The following is a 19,202-nucleotide window of genomic DNA, read 5'->3' as shown; positions in this document are numbered from 1 at the left end:
CCGAAGACCGAATATTGGAGAATGCCGACACGCTGAGTGAGCGTGACCCCGGGCCGCAGGGATTGCTGCTCGGCGACGGATTGCCAAGCTATGCCGCCCGCGTGTTGTGTCGCGGCGGGATGTGCCGAAGAGTTTCGGAGGATACGCATGGGTTCCCTGCTGTTGTCGATCGCCCGCCGCCCGTCTGCCAAACGCCGCATGACACCCCCTTCGCCCGTGCCGGGCGTCGCCCGGGTAGCGGCCGCGGCGCGCACCGCGATTGAATCGCTCGAAGCCCGCACCCTGTTCGCGACCTACACCGTGACCGATCTGGGCACGCTCGGCGGCGCGACGAGCGACGGCGTGGGCATCAACAACACCGGACAGGCCGCCGTCACCGCCGACCTCACCGCCGACGGCAGCGGAAGTTCCAGCCGGCGTGCGGCACTGCGCACTGGCGGTGGCCTGACCGACCTGGGGACCTTCGGCGGGCCGGATTCGTTCGCCGCCGGCCTGAACGCCTCGGGCAATGTCACCGGCACCGCCATCGACGGCAGCAACGCCAGCCGCGCATTCTTTTTTAACGGCACCAGCAAGACCAACCTCGGCACGCTCGGCGGATCGTTCAGCATCGGAACCGCGATCAACGACAGCGATCAGGTCGTCGGCTCGTCGCAGGACGAAGACGAGTTCGGCCCGGAGCACGCGTTTCTCTGGCAGAGCGGCACGATGACCGACCTGGGCACGCTCAGCACCGTCGGCTCCGACTACAGCAAAGCGCTCGCGATCAATTCCTCGGGCCAGATCGCCGGCGAATCGAACACCGCCACCGGCGAACTGCACGCGTTCCGCCGAACCGACGGCGCCCTGATCGACATGGGCGTGGTCTCCGGCGACAGCTATTCCAGCGCCCGCGGCATCAATGATGCCGGCCTGATCACCGGCAAGTCGGGCCGTATCACGAACAATGTCACCCTGGAACGCATCTTCCTGTTCAACGGCACGACGATGACGAATCTCGGCCGCCTCAGCGGCGACAACGTCGCCCAGGGGAATGATGTCAACGCCGGCGGGGTCGTCGTCGGATACTCGGCCAACAACTCCGACCTCGTGGACCAGCGTGCGGTCCTTCACAACGGCACCTCTCTTGTCGATCTCAACACGCTCATCGACGCCGGCAGCGGCTGGTTCCTCACGGAAGCCACCGGCATCAACGACAGCGGCGTGATCGTCGGCACCGGCGTGCTCAATGGCACGCAACGCGCCTTCATCCTGACCCCCGTGGGCGGCGGCGGCGACAGCACCTCCCCCACCGCCGTCATCGACACGCCCGCCCCGGCCAACGCTGCGGCGACGGTTACCGTCACCGTCACCTTTACCGACAATGTCGCCGTCAGCGCCGCTTCGATCGGCGTCGCTGACATCCAGGTTTCGCGGAGCGGCGGTGGGAACCTGACCGTCAGCGGCGTCACGCTCAATCCCAACGCCGACGCAACGCAGATCGTCGCCAGCTATACCGTCGCCGCGCCCGGTGGCACCTGGGATGCCGCCGACGACGGCACCTACACCGTCACCCTGCTGTCCAGCAGCGTGAGCGATACCTCGGGCAACCCCGCCCCGACCACCAGCACGCCCTTCACGGTCAACCTCAGCGCCGGGGTCGGCCCGGCCGCCGTTATCACCAACCCGGCCACCGTCACTACCGCCGGCGCGACCAGCGGCACTGTGACCGTCGTCTACTCCGACCCCAACGGCGTCTCGTTCGCATCGATCGACACCGGCGACATCACCATCACCGGTGGTGGCGCGGCGGGACTGACCGTCACCGGCGCCAGTGCCAGCCCCGGCGCTGACGGCTCGCCGATGACCGTCACCTACACCTTCACGCCGCCCGGCGGATCGTTCGACGCCGCCGACAACGACACCTACACCATTTCCCTGGTCGCCGGCCAAGTCCTCGACACCCTCGGCAACGCCGCCAGCGGCACACCCGCACAGTTCGACGTTGACATCCCGATCAACGAGCCGGCGATCGACCCCGGCTTCAACGGCGGAACATCCGTCGGTGCCGGTTTCGTCGCCGAATCGGCGGTGGTCGATCTCAACGGCAAGGTCTACATCGCCGGCCACTCCGGCGACCTCTCGTCAGGCACCTCCGTCGGCATCATCCGCCGCTACAACGCCGACGGCTCGCTCGATTCCACGTTCGGCAGCAACGGCCAGGTCGTGACGGCCACAGGCACGAACGACGCCTACTACAACATCGCCCTTGAACCGACGGGCAAACTCGTCACGGTCTCGGGCGCCCGCGGCGGCGATTTCCTGGTCGCCCGCTATTCGACCAAGGGCAAGGTCGCGGCATACGGCACGAAGGGGTCGGCCGTCATCGACCTCGGCGGCACGGCCGAGATCGCGTTCGGCCTCGCGGCCGCCGCCGACGGCTCCGTCTACTTTGCCGGCGGCACGACCAACGCCCTGGCGTTCACGAAGCTCGACAAGAAGGGCAAGGCCGCTTCCGGTTTCGGAACCGGCGGAACCGTTCTGCTTCCGACGACCTCTGACAGCACCGTCTCGTCGCTGGTCCTCCAGTCCAATGGCCAGCTCGTCGCCGCCGGCGACCTGCAGGACACCGTGTTCGTCGCCCGGTTCGGAACCGACGGCTCGCTCGATCCCGCTTTCAACGGCGGCGCGGTGCAGACCATCTCCGCGCTGGCGGTCAATTCAGCCCTGGGTGCGGTCGATCGCACCGTCGGCCTGGCCGTTCAGAGCGACGGAAAAGTTCTCGTCGCCAACCGGACCTCGGCCGGGCTGTTCGGCGTCGTTCGGCTCGACACCGCCGGGGCGCTCGACGCCACCTTCTCCGGCGACGGCGTCGCGACGGCCGACTTCGGCGGCGACGACGACGCCGACTCGGTCGTCGTACAGGGATCCGGCGAAATCATCGTCATCGGCACGACCGATTCCGGCGGCTCCCCGCAGACCGCCGTCACGGCCTTCACCGCCGACGGCGATCCCGAGACCGGGTTCGATTCCGACGGCAAGTTCACGGTCGCTTCGGGAATCTCCGACCCGGCGACATCACTGGTCGTCGGCGGATTCGCCATCAAGGCGGTCGGCACCCTCCAGCCTGACGGCAGCCTGGTCACCGTCACCAGCAGCGCCTCGCCGACCAGTGGTGCCGGCATCCGTCGGCTCAACGCGCCGGGCTCCGGCGCTGTCGGCCAGTTCGGTGTCATTAACGGCAAGACAACCAAGCTCACCTTCACCGACGCCGACGGCACCCTCGTCACGCTGTCCCTCAAGGCCGGCGTGGGCACCGCTCGGTATGACGGAACCAACATCGACCTGGTCCTGTCCAGCACCTCGACCGCCTCCGGTCTAACCGTCACCACCAAAGGTGGCGACGGACGTGCCCGGCTCGGCCGCGTCACCTCCGACGGCGCTTTCGGTGCCATCACCGCCAAGACCTCCGACATTACCGAAACCCTCTACATCAACGGCGGCCTGACGAAGATCGACGTCGGCACCCTCAGCGGCACACTGGCGGCGGCCGGTAACATCGCCAATGCCAACTTCCGCGGAGACCTTGCCGGCGCGGTCGTCCTTGCCGGCACCAACCTCGGTGCCGATCAGTCGATCGGCGGCGGTGACGACGCCTTCGCCGCGGCCACCATCACCAAGTTCACCGTCGCCGGCACGGTCGCCGCCTCGGCCGTCGGGGCCGGGTTTGATCCGGTGGACGGCGTGTACATCAACGGCGGCGTCGTGATCGGCGGAGCGGCGAGCCTGATCAAGACCATCGTCGTCAAGCGTGTCGTTGATGGCGCCAGCCGGTTCTTCGCTGGCGCGTTCGGTAGCATCAAGGTGCCCGGCAAAGTCGATCCCGCGGCCGACGAACGGTTCGAAGTCTTGTAGAGGAGAGACAAAGAGACGGAGAGACGAAGTGGAAGATTCGCGTCTTCTGTTTTCTCTCTCCGTCTCTACCTCCTTCCATCACTTCCCGCGCCCAGCCGAAACACCGGCAACTTCCATCCCCATCGGATCGACGCGATGCGGATCGCCAGAACCACACCCATCCCGATACCTCCCGCCAGCGAAGCGGCGACGCCCAACTTGACCAACCCCACATACATCGTGCCGCCGGCGATGCTCGCCGTGGCGTAAAGCGGCTCGGCGGGTTTGAACAGCAGCGGTACTTCGCCGGACAGCACGTCGCGGATCACGCCGCCAGCCGATCCGGTAATCGTTCCCATCGTGACGACGATCAACGCGTGGTGGTCTCGTTCTTCCGCCGCCCAGACCCCGCTGATCGTGAAGAACGACAACATCAGCGCGTCGGCAACCAGCAGCATCTGCCACGGCGGGTCGCGGAAGCGGGCGTAGAGGACTGTCGCAAACGCGGCCGCGAGGATGACCCAGATATACGTCGGGTCGGCGATCCAGAAGATGGGCCGCCGGTCTACGAGGATGTCGCGCAGCGTGCCCCCGCCGATCGCGGTCACCAGCGCCAGGACGGCGACGCCGATAAGGTCGAACTGCTTGCGACCCGCGCTGAGCGCGCCCGACACCGCCGAGACCGCGACGCCCAGAAGACCGATGAAGTAGAAGATCGACATGTTGCTCTCGAAGCGATAGTCCTTCACGGCCGGGGTTGCAGGTCGAACCGGTAGTAGCCTTCTGCTCCGGGATCGACGGGGTAGCTTTCCCACTGCACGATCGGAATACGCGGCGGGCTTTCGTGGAGCGGCGCGGCCCATTCGTCGGCAAACAGCAATGCTTTGTGCTGGTGCCTGCCTTCGATCGCGAGGTACACCGTCGGCAGCGACCAGTGATCCAGCGCGGTGCCGCGCGTCCAGGGGAGCGACGCCTTGTGAACGACCGCCTGCGCACTCGAATTGACCTCCCACCTCAGCCGCCGAACCAGTTGAAACCAGAGCGAGCTCTGGATGACGAGCACCACGGCGAAAGTGGCGGCAAGGATGATGGGCAGGGCGCGGCGTTCGGGCACGGGCGCGATGGTGCGGGGAATGCTCGCTTGGCGCGTCGCCGTTACGACGCCTTCGATGGTCGCGGCGAGGAAAAACGGCAGCGACAGCGGTAGCACGAAACGCCGGTAATCGACGGCGAGCCGCCACCGCTGTTCGTCCATCGCCCACCCCGCCCAGAACGCCGCACCGATCGTCGCGCAAGCGACGGCGAGCCAGCCGAGTCCGTTGCAGAACTCACGACGGCGGCGATGGTCGACGGTATCGTCGCAGCGGTCGCCGATCCATGTCGTCAGGCCCGCCGCCAGTGCCGCAAGCCAGAAGAAGATCATGCCGGCCAGCGGCAATCCTTCGACGCCGTTGTGCCACCGCTTGATCACTTCCATCGGCGAGGCTTCGTCGGCGGCCTGGGAATCGGGGTAGGCGATCAATCTCGCCACGCCCAGGACGGCCACCGCCAGCAACAGTCCGGCCCGGACGAACTGCCGGCGGCGCAGATCGGGCCGCGCCCACGCGACGAGCACCCCGGCGATCGCCGCCCCGACGCAGTTGGCAATCCCCATCGGCTGAGCCAACTGGAAAAACGCCAGCACCGACAGGAGCACGATCTTCGGCCATGACAGCCCGACGAACATCGCCACAAAGATCGGCCACAGAAGATGATGCAGCAGGATCGAGTCGTTGATTGCAAAGCACTGCCCCGGCAGCGGTCCGATCGCGATGCCGAAGAGCGCCCAGAGCATCAGCCCCGGCGACTGCTTCCGCACGATCCACCAGCACGCGGCAAGCGAAAACGCCGGCGCGAGCAGGAACGGCATGCCGTAGATCGCCTGCAGGATCAGCGGGTGATCGGTGAACTTGCTCGCCCAGACGACCGGCCACCAGAGGAACCAGGTGTGGAATCGACCTTGGTATGCATGCTGCCACGAGCCCACATAAACGTGCGGCCGGCCGTGCTGAAGGGTGTTGGCGAACTGATACGCGCCGTCCCAGATGAGCGGCAACGTCGCAAAGCACGCCAGCAGTCCGGTGAAGGCGAGCAGCGCGATCAGCCCCCAGGACAGCCGGTCGGCGGATCGATCGGATTGAGATAAAGCAGGCGTCGTCATGACTCACCTGATGTTGTCGCCGCAATGAACTTCTTTCACAAATGCGGCAGAGCGCGGATCGCCGAACGAACCCAGCGCGACGTCGCCGAACGAACCCGAGATTGCCTCCTCGTCCCGTCCTTCGGTATTCCAGGGGAGGGCTACTAGGGAGGGGGTTGTGGCAAAGACGCGCTTCCGTGCATTGCCGTTTGGCCGAACGAACCCGAGGCTGAATGCGAACATCGAACATCGAACGCCCAACGCCCAACGCCCAACATCGAATCGCGAAGCGCAGACTACCGAACGAACCCAGCGCAACCCCGCCGAACGAACCCGAGGACCACTTGTCGAACGACACCATCAGTGACACGGGCTTCCAGCCCGTGCATGGTGCGCAATGCTTAAGGCAGCCGTTCATTTCGCATCTCCTGTTCCTCGCGATCAGTAAACAGTCGGCAATGATGACTTTCGAGGCCGTCGTCCGGAGCGCCGATCGACCACCACATCGCACGCACGGGCTGGAAGCCCGTGTCACTGACAGAGCCGTCGGCGGTCCCTGACATACATCCCTCCTGCCGAACGAACCCGAGACGACATCGCCGAACGAACCCGAGTGATCGATCAGCCTGGCCACTTCCTCTCTCCGTCTCGAGGTCTCTAACTCCCTGCGTCTCTTCTGCCCATGCCAACACGACCACCCCGGCCCGATCGCTATCGATCGTCCAGGGCGGAGATCTCCATGGACTAGACGCCAATGCCAACGGATCACACCCGCCGACCGGCGCATGGAGGAATGGCGTCGCCGGTCCCAAGGCGACGTCGATTTTGTTCTATATATGTTAGGTTAAACATCCCGGAATGCAAGTGGATTTTGCCCGCCCGCGAAAGCGCGCGGGTAGCGCTGACTCATCGCACTTACATGGATTGCGGGCTCCCCACCCAGCCGCATGACAGGCCCGTGGCTTTCCGCGACAATCGCCGGCATGACGTCCGTCCGCCGCGTGTTGTTCCTGTGTACCGGCAACTATTACCGCAGCCGTTACGCGCATATTCTCTTCAACCACTACGCCGGCAAGGCGAACCTGCACTGGGTCGCAGACTCGCGGGCGCTGGCGATCGAACTGGGTGCCTGCAATATCGGCCCGGTGTCGAAGTACGTCCTGGAAGCGATGTCATCCCGGGGGTTGGAGTGCACGTCGACCGCCCGATTGCCGATCGGCTGTCAGACGACCGACCTGATGTCGGCCGACAAAGTGATCGCGCTGAAGGAAGCCGAGCACCGGCCCTACCTGCGGCAGAAGTTTCCTGATTGGGAAGACCGGGTCACCTACTGGCACGTTCACGACCTGGACAAGTCAGGCCCCGCCGAGGCGCTGGCACTGATCGAACGGCGGGTAATCGAACTGGTCGAAGAACTCGGCAGGCCGTAACGCGGACATTGCCCACGGTAGGCGGTTCATTAGGTTTATCCGGCAACGCCGATTAGCGGTCGCACCGCAGGTGCACTCTTCTTGTTCAACAATCGCCAAGAGTGTACCTGCGGTGCGACCGCTAATCGGGCCGAGCCGAGCTGGAACTCGGCGTCGCCAGATCATTGCGGCGGGCTTTCATCCGCACCCACGTCGATCCCAGCAGGCCGGCCAGCGCGTACATCAGCGTGCCGATGCCAATGACGTACTGATGCGCCACGACAAGGCCCAACAGAATCGCGAGCAGGAAGATGAGCCGTCCGAGAGAACGCTTGCCGCGGAGATGACGGTTGACCAAATGAGGATAGCGAACGTTGCTCACCATCAGCAGCCCGGTCGCAAGCGTAACCAGGGGCATCGCCCAGAGGCAGCCGATCGACAGGGTCCGGAACAGGTCGGCGGCAAAACCGGGAGCCCAGGTCCTGGATTGAATGACCAAGTCCTGCTGCATCAGCACGAGCGCGGCGACCACCGCCCCCGCGCCCGGCGACGGCAGGCCCAGGAAGCTGAAGTGGTGCTGCTCGCCGTGCTCGTTGCTGACGTTAAACCGCGCGAGCCGTATCGCGGCGCACGACATGTAAAGCGCCCCGGCGGCCCAGATGAACCGGGAGACCATCGTGGGGAACATCGTGTTCTCCCGGATGATGCTCTCCTTGAACACCTGCAAAACGAGAAACGCCGGGGCCGCCCCGAAACTGATCACATCGGCCAGGCTGTCGAGCTGTCCGCCGAAATCGGTCGTGTGCCGGGTGAGCCGTGCCAGTCGGCCGTCGAGGGCGTCGAACAGCATCGCGATGAAGATCAGGTAGGCCGCCGCGACGAAGCGGTGCTGCAGCAGCCAGGTCGTGATCGGATCGGTGGACGAGTAGTTGAGTGTGCAGACGTACATCGCGGCAAAGCCGCAGATCGCGTTGCCCAGGGTCGCAAGCGTGGGGAGCGAATACGCCGATCGAATATACGCCCGCCTGCCGTGGCGGCGAAGGCGCAGCCGGCGTCGCTCGCGGGCGGAATGGCGCGGCGAGATTGGCGGTGTTTCGGTCATCAGCAGGTCGATCGTACCAAGTGATTGCGCCAGGTGGTCGCGCAGGATGATCGATTCGAGCACTCCGTCCGGGCAATCAGGTCGGCGACACCCGCGTGCCGATGGGCTCAAACTCTTCCCCGTCGGCAGGCTGCTTGACGGTGGTGTGGATCGGCTGTCCCAGCTTGGCGACGATGTCCGCCCCGCCGCGGACGACCTGTCCGACCTGCACCGTGACCTTCGGCTCCAGCCACTTGGCGATCACCAATTCGGTTCGGCTGCCGAACTTGATCATGCCGATGCGATCCCCCATCCGTAGAGAATCCCCCTGGCTGGCGGTGAAGATGATGCGACGCGCGATCAGACCGACGATCTGCTTGACGACCGCGACCGGCTTGCCGGTCGTCGTTTCGCCGAGGACGACGGTGTTGCTTTCATTCTCGTCCGACGCCTTGGCGTGCTGGAGGGCATTGATGAACTTGCCCTTCTTGTAGGTGATGGAAAGCACCTTGCCGTCGCAGGGGCTGCGGTTGACGTGGACGTTGAACACCGACAGGAAGATGCCCACGCGCACAGCCGGCACGCCGCCGAGGAGTGGTTCGCTTTCGATCTCGGTGATGTCCGAGACGGTACCGTCGGCCGGGCTGACCATGATCCGCTCTTCGGCGGGGATCGGCCGTTCCGGGTCGCGGAAAAACGCAAAAAGCCAGATAAGCACCGGCAGGACGAGGATAGCCAACGGCCACCAAGCCCAGCCCAGCGCAAAGGCCATCAACGCCAGCACAACGGTGCCGACGAGCATCTCTTTAAAACCGTGTCGTGTGAATCGAAACATTCGACCGGCAAGCTAGGTCGCGCGGTGATGGTTGTCAACGCAGGGAATCGAGTAGTCAGTGGTCGGTAGTCAGTCGTCAGTGCCAGAGCGAGGGCTTGCGTCTGACTACCGACCACTGACTACTGCCTACTGCGTTCCCGCCGACTTGACTACCAGCGTCTTGCCCTCCACCTTCCAGGTGACCGGCGGTTTGCCTTCGGGGGGGATGAACATCAGCCGCAGCGCCTGCGACGCCGGCGGACTGGGCAGGTCGAGGGTGATCGGTGTTTTCTCGGTCAGGCCGCTGGCGGCGAGGCTCGCCCAGTCGGGCCTGATGTCCAGGTTCGCCGCCTGACGCACGAATGCCACGGCGTCGGCCAGGGGAACATTCTGCCCGCGCATGTCGGCGATGTGCTGGGCGAGACTCCCCTTCAGCTCCGGTTCCTTCGCGACCGCCCCCGCCAGCCAGTCGGCCGCGGCAAGCGCCTCGGCCAGGCCACGCTTATCTGACAGAATGACCACGCCTTCGGGCGAGAGGTCAAAGGTCACCGCCCCGGGCTTCTGTGCGATCGCATTCAGCACGTCCGTCAGCAGCGCAAAGGCGTGACCGATCCGGTGAACGCCCAGGGTAATCGACACCGATGTGTCCGGTTTGATGCCCAACGCCGCCAGACGATCCCAATGCACCTCGGCCGACGCCGAACCCAGCATGCGCTCCAAAACTTCGATCAGCGGCACTTGTGTGTATGCGGCCGGCTGAAGTAACGGCGTCGTGGTCCATGCCGCGGGGCTTTTGACGCGGCCGGTCAGCAGCCGGTCCCGTTCCTGCAGTTGCCCGATGCCTTCCTTCGTCGAGATCAGCACCGCATCGGATTGCCGCGGATCGATCACCGCCAAGTCCTTTGCCAGCGCGGCAACCACCGTCTTCACGGTATCCATCGCGGGTTTGTCGTACTTGCCGACGTCGAGTGAAACGACGTCGATCTTGGAAACGCCGATCTTGGTCAGCGCCGGCCAGTCGGCCACGACGCGGACATCGCTCTTGGTCTCGATCCAGGCCAGCACTTCTTCGACAGGCGTCTTATCGAAGGTTTTGGGCGGAAGTGGGACGAACAGTCGCTGGGGCACGGTGCGGGCGTCGAGCAGCGCGTCTTCCTCGTCCGGAAGCAAATTGGCGAGGTCGCCGCGGGACTGTTCGGGCAGAGCCTGCGCGAGCCAGTACAGTTTCAGCCGTCGGTCGGCGATCCAGGCTTGGCGGTCAGCGGTTCGGCGACGGATGAGCAGATCCTTTCGGATCGCATCGGCTTCGGGGCCGACAACGCCGGACAGTTCCTTCAGCTTGGCCTGCGTCTGCTTTTCCAAGGCGGAGAGGTTCGCATTGGCGGCGACCGCCCGCTCGACAATCTCCACGTAACTGAGGGGGGCGGGCTGCGTCGTCGGCGGGAGAGCGACCTGCCCCGAGGTACCCGCAGTGAGAAGCAACAGAGTGACGACTCCACCAATCAGCGGCTTGAACATGAGAGCGGCTCCCGGGTGCGACCGAAACAGCTTACGCGCAGCCGGGTTGGCGGGCTATGGCAAAGGTCTGGCTCAATCCGTTGGCTCATTCGCGGGCCGACGGGCTGAACCAGACTGTTGGCTTGCCCTGTCGAACGACTACGCCGCCGGAAAGACCGCTCTTATGAAGTTCGCGAAGAAGTTCGTCGGTGCTGATGGTCTCCCACCCGCCGACCGTTCGCGGCACCGCGAGCCGATCGACCAGGGTCGGATCGGTGCGAAGGTTCGTGATCGTCACTTCGACGCGGGCGGGCCTGACGACATAGGCCGTTGTGGCGGTCGGGGGAGTCATCGCGACCGGAAGCACGGCCGGACCGACAGGTCCCGGCGACGGAATCGCTGGAGGGAGACCGGTCGGGCCGGCCACTTCGATCGGTCGATTCGACGGACGCGTGCCTATCAAGGCAAACGCCAAAGCCGCCGCGCAAAGGCACACGGCGGCGACGCCCGTCACCCGCAGGGCCGATCGCCGCCTGCGCAGGCGGTTTGCGTGACTCGTCGCCAAGACAAGGATCGCCTCGCGACGCCGTCGGCCGGCGGCAGAAAGCTCGGAGGGTGATTCGGGTTCGCTCGGTTCGTACAGCATGTTTATTCGTACAGCATGTTTAAACACGTCGGGACTGCATTGGGGAAGCCGGCCCGACGATGTCAAAGAGTTTCAGCTAGAAGGCTTCCTCCGCGCTGCTTCGCAGTTGGCCCAGCACCCGGCGCAATCGACCGTCCACTGTTCCGGGCGTCAGTCCGAACGCCTGGCCGATCCGTGCCAGCGTCCAGCCCCGCGCGTAGCGCAGATCGATCATCCGTGACAACCCGGGGTCCAGCGCGTCGATTTGTCGGCGGAGCCATTCGGTCTGTTCCTGCTCCATCGCCGACTCATCTGCCGAAGGGCCGTGCGGCTCGCGGGCTGTCGGATGAACTTCTGATTCGCGCCGTTCCCGCCGGCGTGACGCCTTCAGCAGGTCGTACGCCGTCGTCTGGACGACCAGCCGGAGCCAGGCCAGCAGCTGGGGCTCCGCTTCGACGCACCGAATCGTTCGCACGATGCGGAGCACGGATTCCTGCACCACATCGAGGCAGAACGCTTCGTCCCGTCGGGTGAACCTGCGCGCCCAACCGTAGAGCCGGTCGAAGTACCGGCGATAGAACGCCTCGATGGCACGGCCGTCGCCGTCGGCGATGGCGGCACTGAGCTTGTCGATCGGCTCTTCCAACCGTCCGTGTTCCTGAATCGCCGATCGCGCCTCGGCCGATGCGTCGCGCGTCTGAATGAAGATGGCTTCGATCGCAGCCGACATGTCTGGTGATTCAAACGAACCGACGACGAATACGGCACACGCGCCGGCTTACTTTGGTTTGGCCGTCTGACGCTGGAGCTCTCCCAGTTCTGCCCGGAGCAGTTGGATTTCCTTGAGGTACTCCGCCTTCATGTCCTGCTGATCCCGCGCCTGGAATTCACGTTGCCGCTGGATGGCATCCACCTCAGTACGAAGCAGTACCCCCTCTTGTCGGGATTTCTCCAGTTCCGCCCGCGCGTCTTCTAACTGTTTCCGCAGCCGGCTGAAGTCCGCCGGCCCCTGCCCTTCGCCGCCGGCGCCGCGGACGGCGCGGTCGCTCTCGAGGGCCGACAGCACGTCTTCGACCGCGAGCCGTTGCTGCTGCGAACCTTTGAAGATCAGTGTGTGGGTTTCCTCGTGAAGCTGGATCGTCGGCGCTTCGCGGCCGGCGGTCATCTCGATCGTTGCCTTGATCACGGACAGGACGTTGGCCAGGGCATCCTTCTCTGCCTTGGGGGCCATCATCTGAACAATGCCCGACAGGCGATACACGCGAACGGCGCGTTCCGGCTCGGCCGGTGCTGCTCCCGCAGGTGCCGCATCGGCATCCACCGCTGCCCGGGGAAGAATAGAGATCACATCGACCGGCCCGTTCGGACCGTCGACGGGCGTAACTTCGATGCCGCCGTAAGCGGTGGTGATCACGTCCAGGATCTGCTGGACCGATACGTTCTTGAGCCGCATGGTCACCAGGGGCTCGTCGTCGGACTTGCCCTTGCGAACGATGACGGCGCGATAACCCTTGCTGACGTCCTGAAGGAAGGTGATCACGTCTTCGACGCGAACCGCTTCGAACTTGACCTCGCCGATCACCGTGCTTCGACCATCGACGGGAGCCGGGGCTTCGGCAGGGGCCGCGGGATCGGCCGCAACCGCAGCGGGCGGCAAAGTGTCGTTCGCCGGCGGCGATTGCTGGGCGAAAAGAGGGTTGGCGGTGAGGGGAACGCAGAGGGCAGTGCCCAGGAATCGCTGAAGTCGGGTCATTGGCAGTCTCCGTGGTTGAGTGTGTGCCAACCCATACGACGCCGAACAGCAAGTTTCGCGCGCGAGACAGAATTCTTCCCAGTCCGCCCCCGTCCGCTGTAACAAAGAGAACACGAAGGAGGTCCATCCCGAGTTCGCGCAATGGTCGTGAATCGGCAATGCTGAGTCAGCGATGCACATTCGCTGACGTTCCGTAGCTTCGCGCTTCCTTTGCGATTTCGCGCCTTCGCGTTCTCTGGTTCCGCGCGGTCGGAAGACGGCTGCGATTTGGGCCTGCTATTGCCGCTTGGTCATGATCCGCCGCATGTCGCGTTTCATTTCCTTTTCCTTGATGGAGGCCCGCTTGTCCTCACGGCGCTTGCCCCGACCGACGGCGATCTCCACCTTGACCCGGCCGTCTTTAAAGTAAAGCGCCAGCGGCACCAGGGTAACGCCGTGGTCTTTGGTCAGCTCGGCAAGCCGTTTGATTTCCTTTCGATGCGCCAGGAGCTTGCGCGGGCGAACCGGGATATGGTTCATCAGGTTCGCCTGCTCGTACGGATCGATATGGCACTGATGGAGAACCAGTTCGCCCCGTTCCACCTTGGCGAATGCCTCGGCGAGTTGGGCGTTGCCCGCCCGCAGCGCTTTCACCTCGGAGCCGACCAGGACGATCCCGCATTCGAGCTTGCTCTCGATGAAATAGTCGTGCAGCGCCTTGCGGTTGGCGATCCGCGGAGAGAGGTTGGCAGCGTTCTTACGGGACATCGGGGGGTTGATCGTACGCAAAAGGGTCGGAAATCCAAAGCCGGGTACTACCTGTTGAAATCGCGACCCTGATAACACGATATGCCGTGATATCGGATACAGTCCGCAGGTCTGGGTGACATTGCGGGAAGACGCCGGGGACATTGGATCAAGGAGACTGCATGTTGATTCGAACCATTAAGGTGACTGCCGTCGTTGCGATCGGCCTGCTGGGACTGACCGGCTGCAAGGGCGAAGAGAAGAAAACGCCGGCCACGGCCCCCGCGGCCGCTGCTACTGCCGCCGGCACACAGACGCCCGCCACCAAGCCATCCACGCAGCCGAGCGTCGATGTCCCCTCGCCGTCCACGCTGCCGGTGGTCAATCCCAACAGCATCCTTCCGCCCATGCCCAGGATCACGCCCGGAACGCTCCCCACGACGTTCCCGTCGCTGCCGCCGATCAAGTCGACCGGCGCTTCGACCACCCGGCCGGCGTTCCCGGTCGTGCCGGACCTGAACAAGTAAATCGGCGGTAAGTAACCGTGGTAGTTCACTAAGTGACCGTGGTAATTCACTTTGTGTCGACGGAAAAGGGTCGGTCAGACCGGCCGCCGAAACGCGTGAAGCCCGATCACATCCGCTGACGGCCGGCGATCGCGTCGGCCAGGATATTCCGGTTCGCATACTCAATGCTGCTGCCGGCCGGCAATCCCCGCGCCAGCCTGGTCACCTGGACCTTGGGGAATCGGCTATTCACCACACTCTGCACGAACAGCGCGGTTCCGTCCCCTTCCATCGTCGGGTTGGTGCCCATGATCAGCTCGCGGACCGCGCCCGAGGCGATGCGGTCCAGCAGCGGGTCGATCGTCAGATCGCCGGGCTCGATACCTTCCAGCGGGGCAATCCGCCCGAGCAGCACATGGTACGCCCCCTTGTACAATCCGGCCGATTCCAGTGCGAGCAGGTCCTTCGGTTGTTCCACCACGCAGACCAAGCCGTGATCGCGGCCGGGATCGACGCAGATCGCGCACGGATCGGCCTCGGTCAGGTTGTAGCAAATGGAACAATGCCGGATGCGCGTTTTCACATCCTTGATCGCGTCGGCAAGCTTCATCGCTTCTTCGGGGCTTTGCTTAAGCAGGTGGAAGGCGATCCGCTCGGCGGATCGCATGCCGATGCCCGGAAGCCGGGCCAGTTCGGCCATCAGTTGCTGAATGCTCTGCGTGTATCCGCTGTTGACGCTCATCGGATGGGATTATAGAGCAAGTGGACGGCTGGCGATGACCGGCGAGGGACAATCTTCTGAACCAAACAATTCGAGTCAGCCGAAGCTGACGGCGTGCTCTCATTCACGAATCACGCGGATGGGATCGCCGGCCTGCACGGTTCCCTCGCGAACGACCTTCGCCATCCAGCCGCTTCGGCCGACGATGAGCTCGGGCAGGTCGCCTCTCCATTTCTTCAGTTGCGAGCAAGGAATGCGGACCTTGGTGATCTCGATCGTGCAGCCGTCGTCGCCGCCGATCTGTAGCTGGCTGCCGGGCTGGAGCTTCTGGAGGTCGATCCCGCGCGTGGTGAGGTTTTCACCGACGGCACCGTTCGTTACGTCAATGCCTTCCTCGCGAAGCCACGCGTACAGCTCTTCGGAGTAGATGCAGAGGGCGCGGTCCGGACCGCCGTGGTACTTGCGGTTCTTCTGCCAGTCCCCTTCGACACCCTCGGCGGTGATACGTGCCGCGGGAATCGGCAATTTGGGGATACCGCCCCTGGAGATGTTGAGTTGGGCAACGGTTCCGTTCATCGGGAGATGATAGCCGGCAAAAGTGCGGCTTTCCCGAGGCGCCCGGCGCCGATCACCATTGGCCGGGATTGGCTGGCTTTGACACCGCGTCGATGCGACCATGCGACAGACGTTCGAAACACTCGTTCGGAGAACCAACGTGCCAACTTCGGGTATCTCACGGCGTGAGGCGTGTAAAGCCATGGCGATGGCACTGGGCGCTGCGGCGTTGGGGCAGGGCCTGGCGCGAGCCAACGCCGAGCCCGCCAAAAAGTCATCGTTCGGCTTCCAGTACATCCTCGCATCCGCCCTCTACGGCAAGATGAAGCTCGACCAGATCCTGCCCGAGGTCGCCAAAACAGGTGCCGGTGCGATTGATATCTGGTGTCTGCCCCACGGCGACCAGCGCGAGCAGGTCGATGCGATGGGGATCGACGCCTTCGGCGAGCAGCTCGCCAAATACAACGTGAAGCTCGGCGTGCTGACGCGGTATCCGCTTGGGGCGCTCAAGCTCGGCGACGAGATGAAGGTCGCAAAGAAGCTCGGTTGCAGGATGGTCCTCACCGGCACCGGCGGCCCGAAAGACGTCGCCGGCGAAGACGCCAAGCGGGAGATCAAGGCATTCCTCGAAAAGATGAAGCCCCATGCGGCGGCCGCCGAGGAGGCCGGCGTTGTGATTGCGCTCGAGAATCACATGGCGTCGCTGCTGGCGACGCCGGACTCCATCCGCTATTTCACCGAGTTCAACACCAGCAAACACCTGGGTGTCGCGTTCGCCCCCCACCACCTGCATGACTGGCCAAGCGAGATCCCCAAACTCATCGAGGCCCTCGGCTCGAACCTGGTCTTCTTCTACGCCCAGGAACATGGCAAGGGTGCCAAGCAGGCGCAGCCCAAGCAGGACGAACTGCTGCAGTTGCCCGGCTTCGGCGGCGGCTTGGACTACCGGCCGATCGTTGCTTCGCTGCGGAAGATCAACTTTCAAGGTTGGCTGGAAATCTTCATGCACCCGTTCCCGCGCGGCGTACCGATCCTGCCGACCGCCAGCGAGATCACGGCGGCGGTGAACAAGTCGCGGGCGTATCTTGAAGACTGCATCAAACAGACGGCGTGATGCCTTTGCTACGTGGCGCGATGTCGCGCCCTGGAGAACTTAGAATGATCCGCTTCGTCGTCACCGTCAGCATCCTTTGTATCGCACAAGCCGCATCGGCATCGCTGGTCGTGCCGGGGTTCGAACGCTTCCATGCCGGGAGGGAGGCGTCGGCCGCCGGCGGAAAGCTGCTCGTCACGGAACTCAGTTGCACGGCCTGCCATGCCGCGCCGCAGGACGCCGAGTTGCAGCCGAAGAAGGGGCCGATTCTCGACGGCATCGCGATGCGCGTGTCGGCCGACTGGCTTCGTGCGTTTCTGGCCGATCCGCAGAAGGCCAAGCCCGGCTCGACCATGCCCGACATGCTCGCCGCCCTGCCGGCCGACAAGCGTGCGGGTGCCGTCGAAGCGCTCGTCCACCTGCTGGCCACGCAAACGAAGACAGACGGCAAACCCGAGAAGCTGTCGGGCAACATCAGCGCCGACCGGGGGATGCTTCTGTTTCACGAGATCGGCTGCGTAAGCTGTCATGCCCCTGATCCGGCGTTTAAGCCGCTGGCGGCCCCCACGCCGGCGGCAAACGCGGCGACCAAGGTCGTCGGCGACACGCCGGCACGCAGCGTTCCCCTGCCCGACCTGAAAGCCAAGTACAGCCTGGAGACCCTGGCCCGATTTCTCCGCAATCCGCTCGAGCACCGCCCCGCCGGACGAATGCCCGATCTGATGATCGACCCGCAGGAGGCCGTTGATCTGGCGGGCTATCTGGTCGGCTGGAACGACGTCCGGTCGACCGGCGCGCCCAAGGTCCAGACGATCAAGCCCGATCCGAAGCGCGTGGCCGAAGGGCGGGCGCTGTTTGCTTCGTTGGGGTGCGCCTCGTGTCACGCCTTGGAAGGCCAGACCAAAGTCACCCTCGCCAAGCCGCTGGCGGATCTCGCGGCGTTCGACACGGCGTGTGTCGGCCCCAAGCCGGCCGCGGGGACGCCCCACTTCGAACTGTCGCCGGTGCAGCGGCAATCCATCTCGCTGGCCGTCAAACCTGGCAAGCCCGCCGCGGCCGGCGAACGGGTGGTCGCGACGATGGAACGCCTTAACTGCTACGGCTGTCATCAACGCGATGACAAGGGCGGCGTCCTGCCGAGCCACGAGCGGTTCTACACCGGCGACCCTGACCTGGCCGACGAAGGACGCTTCCCGCCGAAGCTCACCGGCGTAGGGCGGAAGCTGACACCGGCGTGGTTCGAGAAGGTACTGGGCCGCGAAGGCCGTGTTCGCCCGTATTTGCGGATGCGGATGCCGGTCTTCGCCCACGATGCCGTCAAGCATTTGCCCGCCGACTTCATCGCCGCCGACGGCGGCATGCGCGACGACGCCGCCAAGGCACTACCCGGCGGCGATGTCGAGGCCGGGAGGCAACTGCTGGGCGCGGCCGGGCTGTCGTGCATCACCTGTCACGGGCTCAACGGCAAACCGTCGATCGGCATTCACGCGCTCGACATCACGGGCACGACCGAGCGGCTCCAGCCGGCCTGGTTCAAGCAGAACCTGCTGAACCCCGCCGCCGTCCGCCCCGGCACGCTGATGCCAAGCTTCTGGCCCGAGGGGAAAGCCGCGAATGCCAATATCCTGGGCGGCGACGTGGACAAGCAGATTTCGTCGATCTGGGCGTACCTCCGCGAAGGCAAGACGCCGATCGACGGCTATCCGCCTGCCAAGGGCGAGTTCGAACTGGTCGCCGACGAGAAGCCGGTCATCATCCGATGCTTCATGGAGGCGGCGGGAACGCACGCGATCGCCGTCGGCTTCCCGCAGAAGGTCCACATCGCGTTTGACGCCAACACGATTCGCCCGGCGATCGCGTGGCGCGGAAAGTTCCTGGACGCCTACACCACCTGGTTCAGCCGCGCCCAGCCGCCGGTCGATCCGTTGGGCGATGCGGTCGTTGCGTTGCCGGGCGGAATGCCGCTGGCCAAGTTGCCGTCGGCGAGTGATGCCTGGCCGAAGACGCTGGGGACGGAAGCGGGCTACACCTTCGGCGGATATCGGCTCGACAAGCAAGGCGTCCCGACCTTCCTGTACAAATTCGGCGAGATCGCCGTGGAAGACCGCATCGTCCCCACCGACGACGGCAAAGGGCTGACGCGAACGCTGGTACTCCGCGGCGGCGGCGGCGAAGGCGTCTACTTTATGCCGACCGCCGTAGGGGCAATCGGCGGAGCGCCCGCAAAGGGCGCGAACGCACCTTCGCTGAAGGTGACCGTTCTCGACACCAGGACCGAAGCCGACGGCAAGCCCATTCCGGTGACGTTCGAAAAGGGCGTAGCGACGCTGAAAGTGGAGTACCGATGGTAGACCTACAAGCTCCAGGGAT

17 protein-coding genes are annotated in these 19,202 nt (G+C 64.7%); 5 read left to right on the top strand and 12 right to left on the bottom strand.

Annotation, left to right across the window (positions count from 1 at the left end; genetic code table 11):
• The first annotated feature begins 147 nt into the window (after positions 1-147).
• Entirely contained in the window at positions 148-3,894 is a 3,747-nt protein-coding gene (locus IPV69_RS02640) for a hypothetical protein (RefSeq protein ID WP_206293365.1), read from the top strand.
• 65 nt (positions 3,895-3,959) lie between these two features.
• On the opposite strand, the gene IPV69_RS02635 is transcribed toward IPV69_RS02640, so the two are convergent.
• From IPV69_RS02635 to IPV69_RS02625, 3 genes are read right to left on the bottom strand one after another with little or no spacing between them, the layout of a single operon-like run.
• Positions 3,960-4,622, bottom strand: coding sequence for a trimeric intracellular cation channel family protein (locus IPV69_RS02635; protein WP_206293364.1), 663 nt, complete (start codon positions 4,620-4,622; stop codon positions 3,960-3,962).
• Entirely contained in the window at positions 4,619-6,073 is a 1,455-nt protein-coding gene (locus IPV69_RS02630; RefSeq protein WP_206293363.1) for a hypothetical protein, read from the bottom strand. The genes IPV69_RS02635 and IPV69_RS02630 overlap by 4 nt, the downstream gene beginning before the upstream one ends.
• 3 nt (positions 6,074-6,076) lie before the next feature.
• Positions 6,077-6,295 (bottom strand): hypothetical protein, encoded by a 219-nt coding sequence (locus IPV69_RS02625; RefSeq protein ID WP_206293362.1) that lies wholly within the window; start codon positions 6,293-6,295, stop codon positions 6,077-6,079.
• Positions 6,296-7,035: 740 nt separating this feature from the next.
• Between IPV69_RS02625 and IPV69_RS02620 the strand changes: the two genes are divergently transcribed.
• Positions 7,036-7,482, top strand: coding sequence for an arsenate-mycothiol transferase ArsC (locus tag IPV69_RS02620; RefSeq protein ID WP_206293361.1), 447 nt, complete (start codon positions 7,036-7,038; stop codon positions 7,480-7,482).
• Positions 7,483-7,603: 121 nt separating this feature from the next.
• Here the strand turns inward: IPV69_RS02620 and IPV69_RS02615 are convergent, their stop codons facing one another.
• The 7 genes from IPV69_RS02615 to smpB all read right to left on the bottom strand — a co-directional run bounded on the left by IPV69_RS02615 (position 7,604) and on the right by smpB (position 13,978).
• Positions 7,604-8,626: a CDP-alcohol phosphatidyltransferase family protein gene (locus IPV69_RS02615; protein ID WP_206293360.1), complete on the bottom strand. Its 1,023-nt coding sequence runs from the start codon at positions 8,624-8,626 to the stop codon at positions 7,604-7,606.
• 13 nt (positions 8,627-8,639) lie between these two features.
• Positions 8,640-9,377 (bottom strand): phosphatidylserine decarboxylase, encoded by a 738-nt coding sequence (locus IPV69_RS02610; RefSeq protein ID WP_206293359.1) that lies wholly within the window; start codon positions 9,375-9,377, stop codon positions 8,640-8,642.
• A 126-nt stretch (positions 9,378-9,503) separates the two neighbouring features.
• The gene (locus tag IPV69_RS02605; protein ID WP_206293358.1) at positions 9,504-10,874 is read right to left on the bottom strand and encodes a hypothetical protein; all 1,371 of its coding nucleotides are present in this window, start codon (positions 10,872-10,874) and stop codon (positions 9,504-9,506) included.
• An 85-nt stretch (positions 10,875-10,959) separates the two neighbouring features.
• The gene (locus IPV69_RS02600) at positions 10,960-11,499 is read right to left on the bottom strand and encodes a hypothetical protein (protein ID WP_206293357.1); all 540 of its coding nucleotides are present in this window, start codon (positions 11,497-11,499) and stop codon (positions 10,960-10,962) included.
• 76 nt (positions 11,500-11,575) lie between these two features.
• The gene (locus IPV69_RS02595) at positions 11,576-12,208 is read right to left on the bottom strand and encodes an RNA polymerase sigma factor (RefSeq protein WP_206293356.1); all 633 of its coding nucleotides are present in this window, start codon (positions 12,206-12,208) and stop codon (positions 11,576-11,578) included.
• Positions 12,209-12,256: 48 nt separating this feature from the next.
• The gene (locus IPV69_RS02590) at positions 12,257-13,231 is read right to left on the bottom strand and encodes a hypothetical protein (RefSeq protein ID WP_206293355.1); all 975 of its coding nucleotides are present in this window, start codon (positions 13,229-13,231) and stop codon (positions 12,257-12,259) included.
• Positions 13,232-13,507: 276 nt separating this feature from the next.
• Positions 13,508-13,978 (bottom strand): SsrA-binding protein SmpB, encoded by a 471-nt coding sequence (gene smpB / locus IPV69_RS02585; RefSeq protein ID WP_206293354.1) that lies wholly within the window; start codon positions 13,976-13,978, stop codon positions 13,508-13,510.
• A 161-nt stretch (positions 13,979-14,139) separates the two neighbouring features.
• On the opposite strand from smpB, the gene IPV69_RS02580 reads away from it, so the two are divergent.
• Positions 14,140-14,484 (top strand): hypothetical protein, encoded by a 345-nt coding sequence (locus IPV69_RS02580; RefSeq protein ID WP_206293353.1) that lies wholly within the window; start codon positions 14,140-14,142, stop codon positions 14,482-14,484.
• A gap of 106 nt (positions 14,485-14,590) precedes the next feature.
• Here IPV69_RS02580 and recR read toward each other — a convergent pair whose 3' ends face one another.
• Together recR and IPV69_RS02570 are read right to left on the bottom strand one after the other, a co-directional pair.
• A complete protein-coding gene (recR, locus tag IPV69_RS02575) occupies positions 14,591-15,205 on the bottom strand; it encodes a recombination mediator RecR (protein WP_206293352.1) in 615 nt (204 codons plus the stop codon).
• Positions 15,206-15,304: 99 nt separating this feature from the next.
• A complete protein-coding gene (locus IPV69_RS02570) occupies positions 15,305-15,760 on the bottom strand; it encodes an MOSC domain-containing protein (RefSeq protein ID WP_206293351.1) in 456 nt (151 codons plus the stop codon).
• Positions 15,761-15,941: 181 nt separating this feature from the next.
• Here IPV69_RS02570 and IPV69_RS02565 point away from each other — a divergent pair, with 181 nt between their 5' ends.
• Both IPV69_RS02565 and IPV69_RS02560 read left to right on the top strand, forming a co-directional pair.
• The gene (locus IPV69_RS02565) at positions 15,942-16,853 is read left to right on the top strand and encodes a sugar phosphate isomerase/epimerase family protein (RefSeq protein ID WP_206293350.1); all 912 of its coding nucleotides are present in this window, start codon (positions 15,942-15,944) and stop codon (positions 16,851-16,853) included.
• Positions 16,854-16,897: 44 nt separating this feature from the next.
• Entirely contained in the window at positions 16,898-19,183 is a 2,286-nt protein-coding gene (locus tag IPV69_RS02560) for a cytochrome c family protein (RefSeq protein ID WP_206293349.1), read from the top strand.
• Positions 19,184-19,202 lie beyond the last annotated feature (19 nt).

This window comes from Humisphaera borealis, from assembly GCF_015169395.1.
Classification (GTDB): Bacteria; Planctomycetota; Phycisphaerae; order Tepidisphaerales; family Tepidisphaeraceae; genus Humisphaera; species Humisphaera borealis.
The sequence above is the reverse complement of the archived record's forward strand: the minus strand, read 5'-3'. Positions and strand labels throughout refer to the sequence as shown.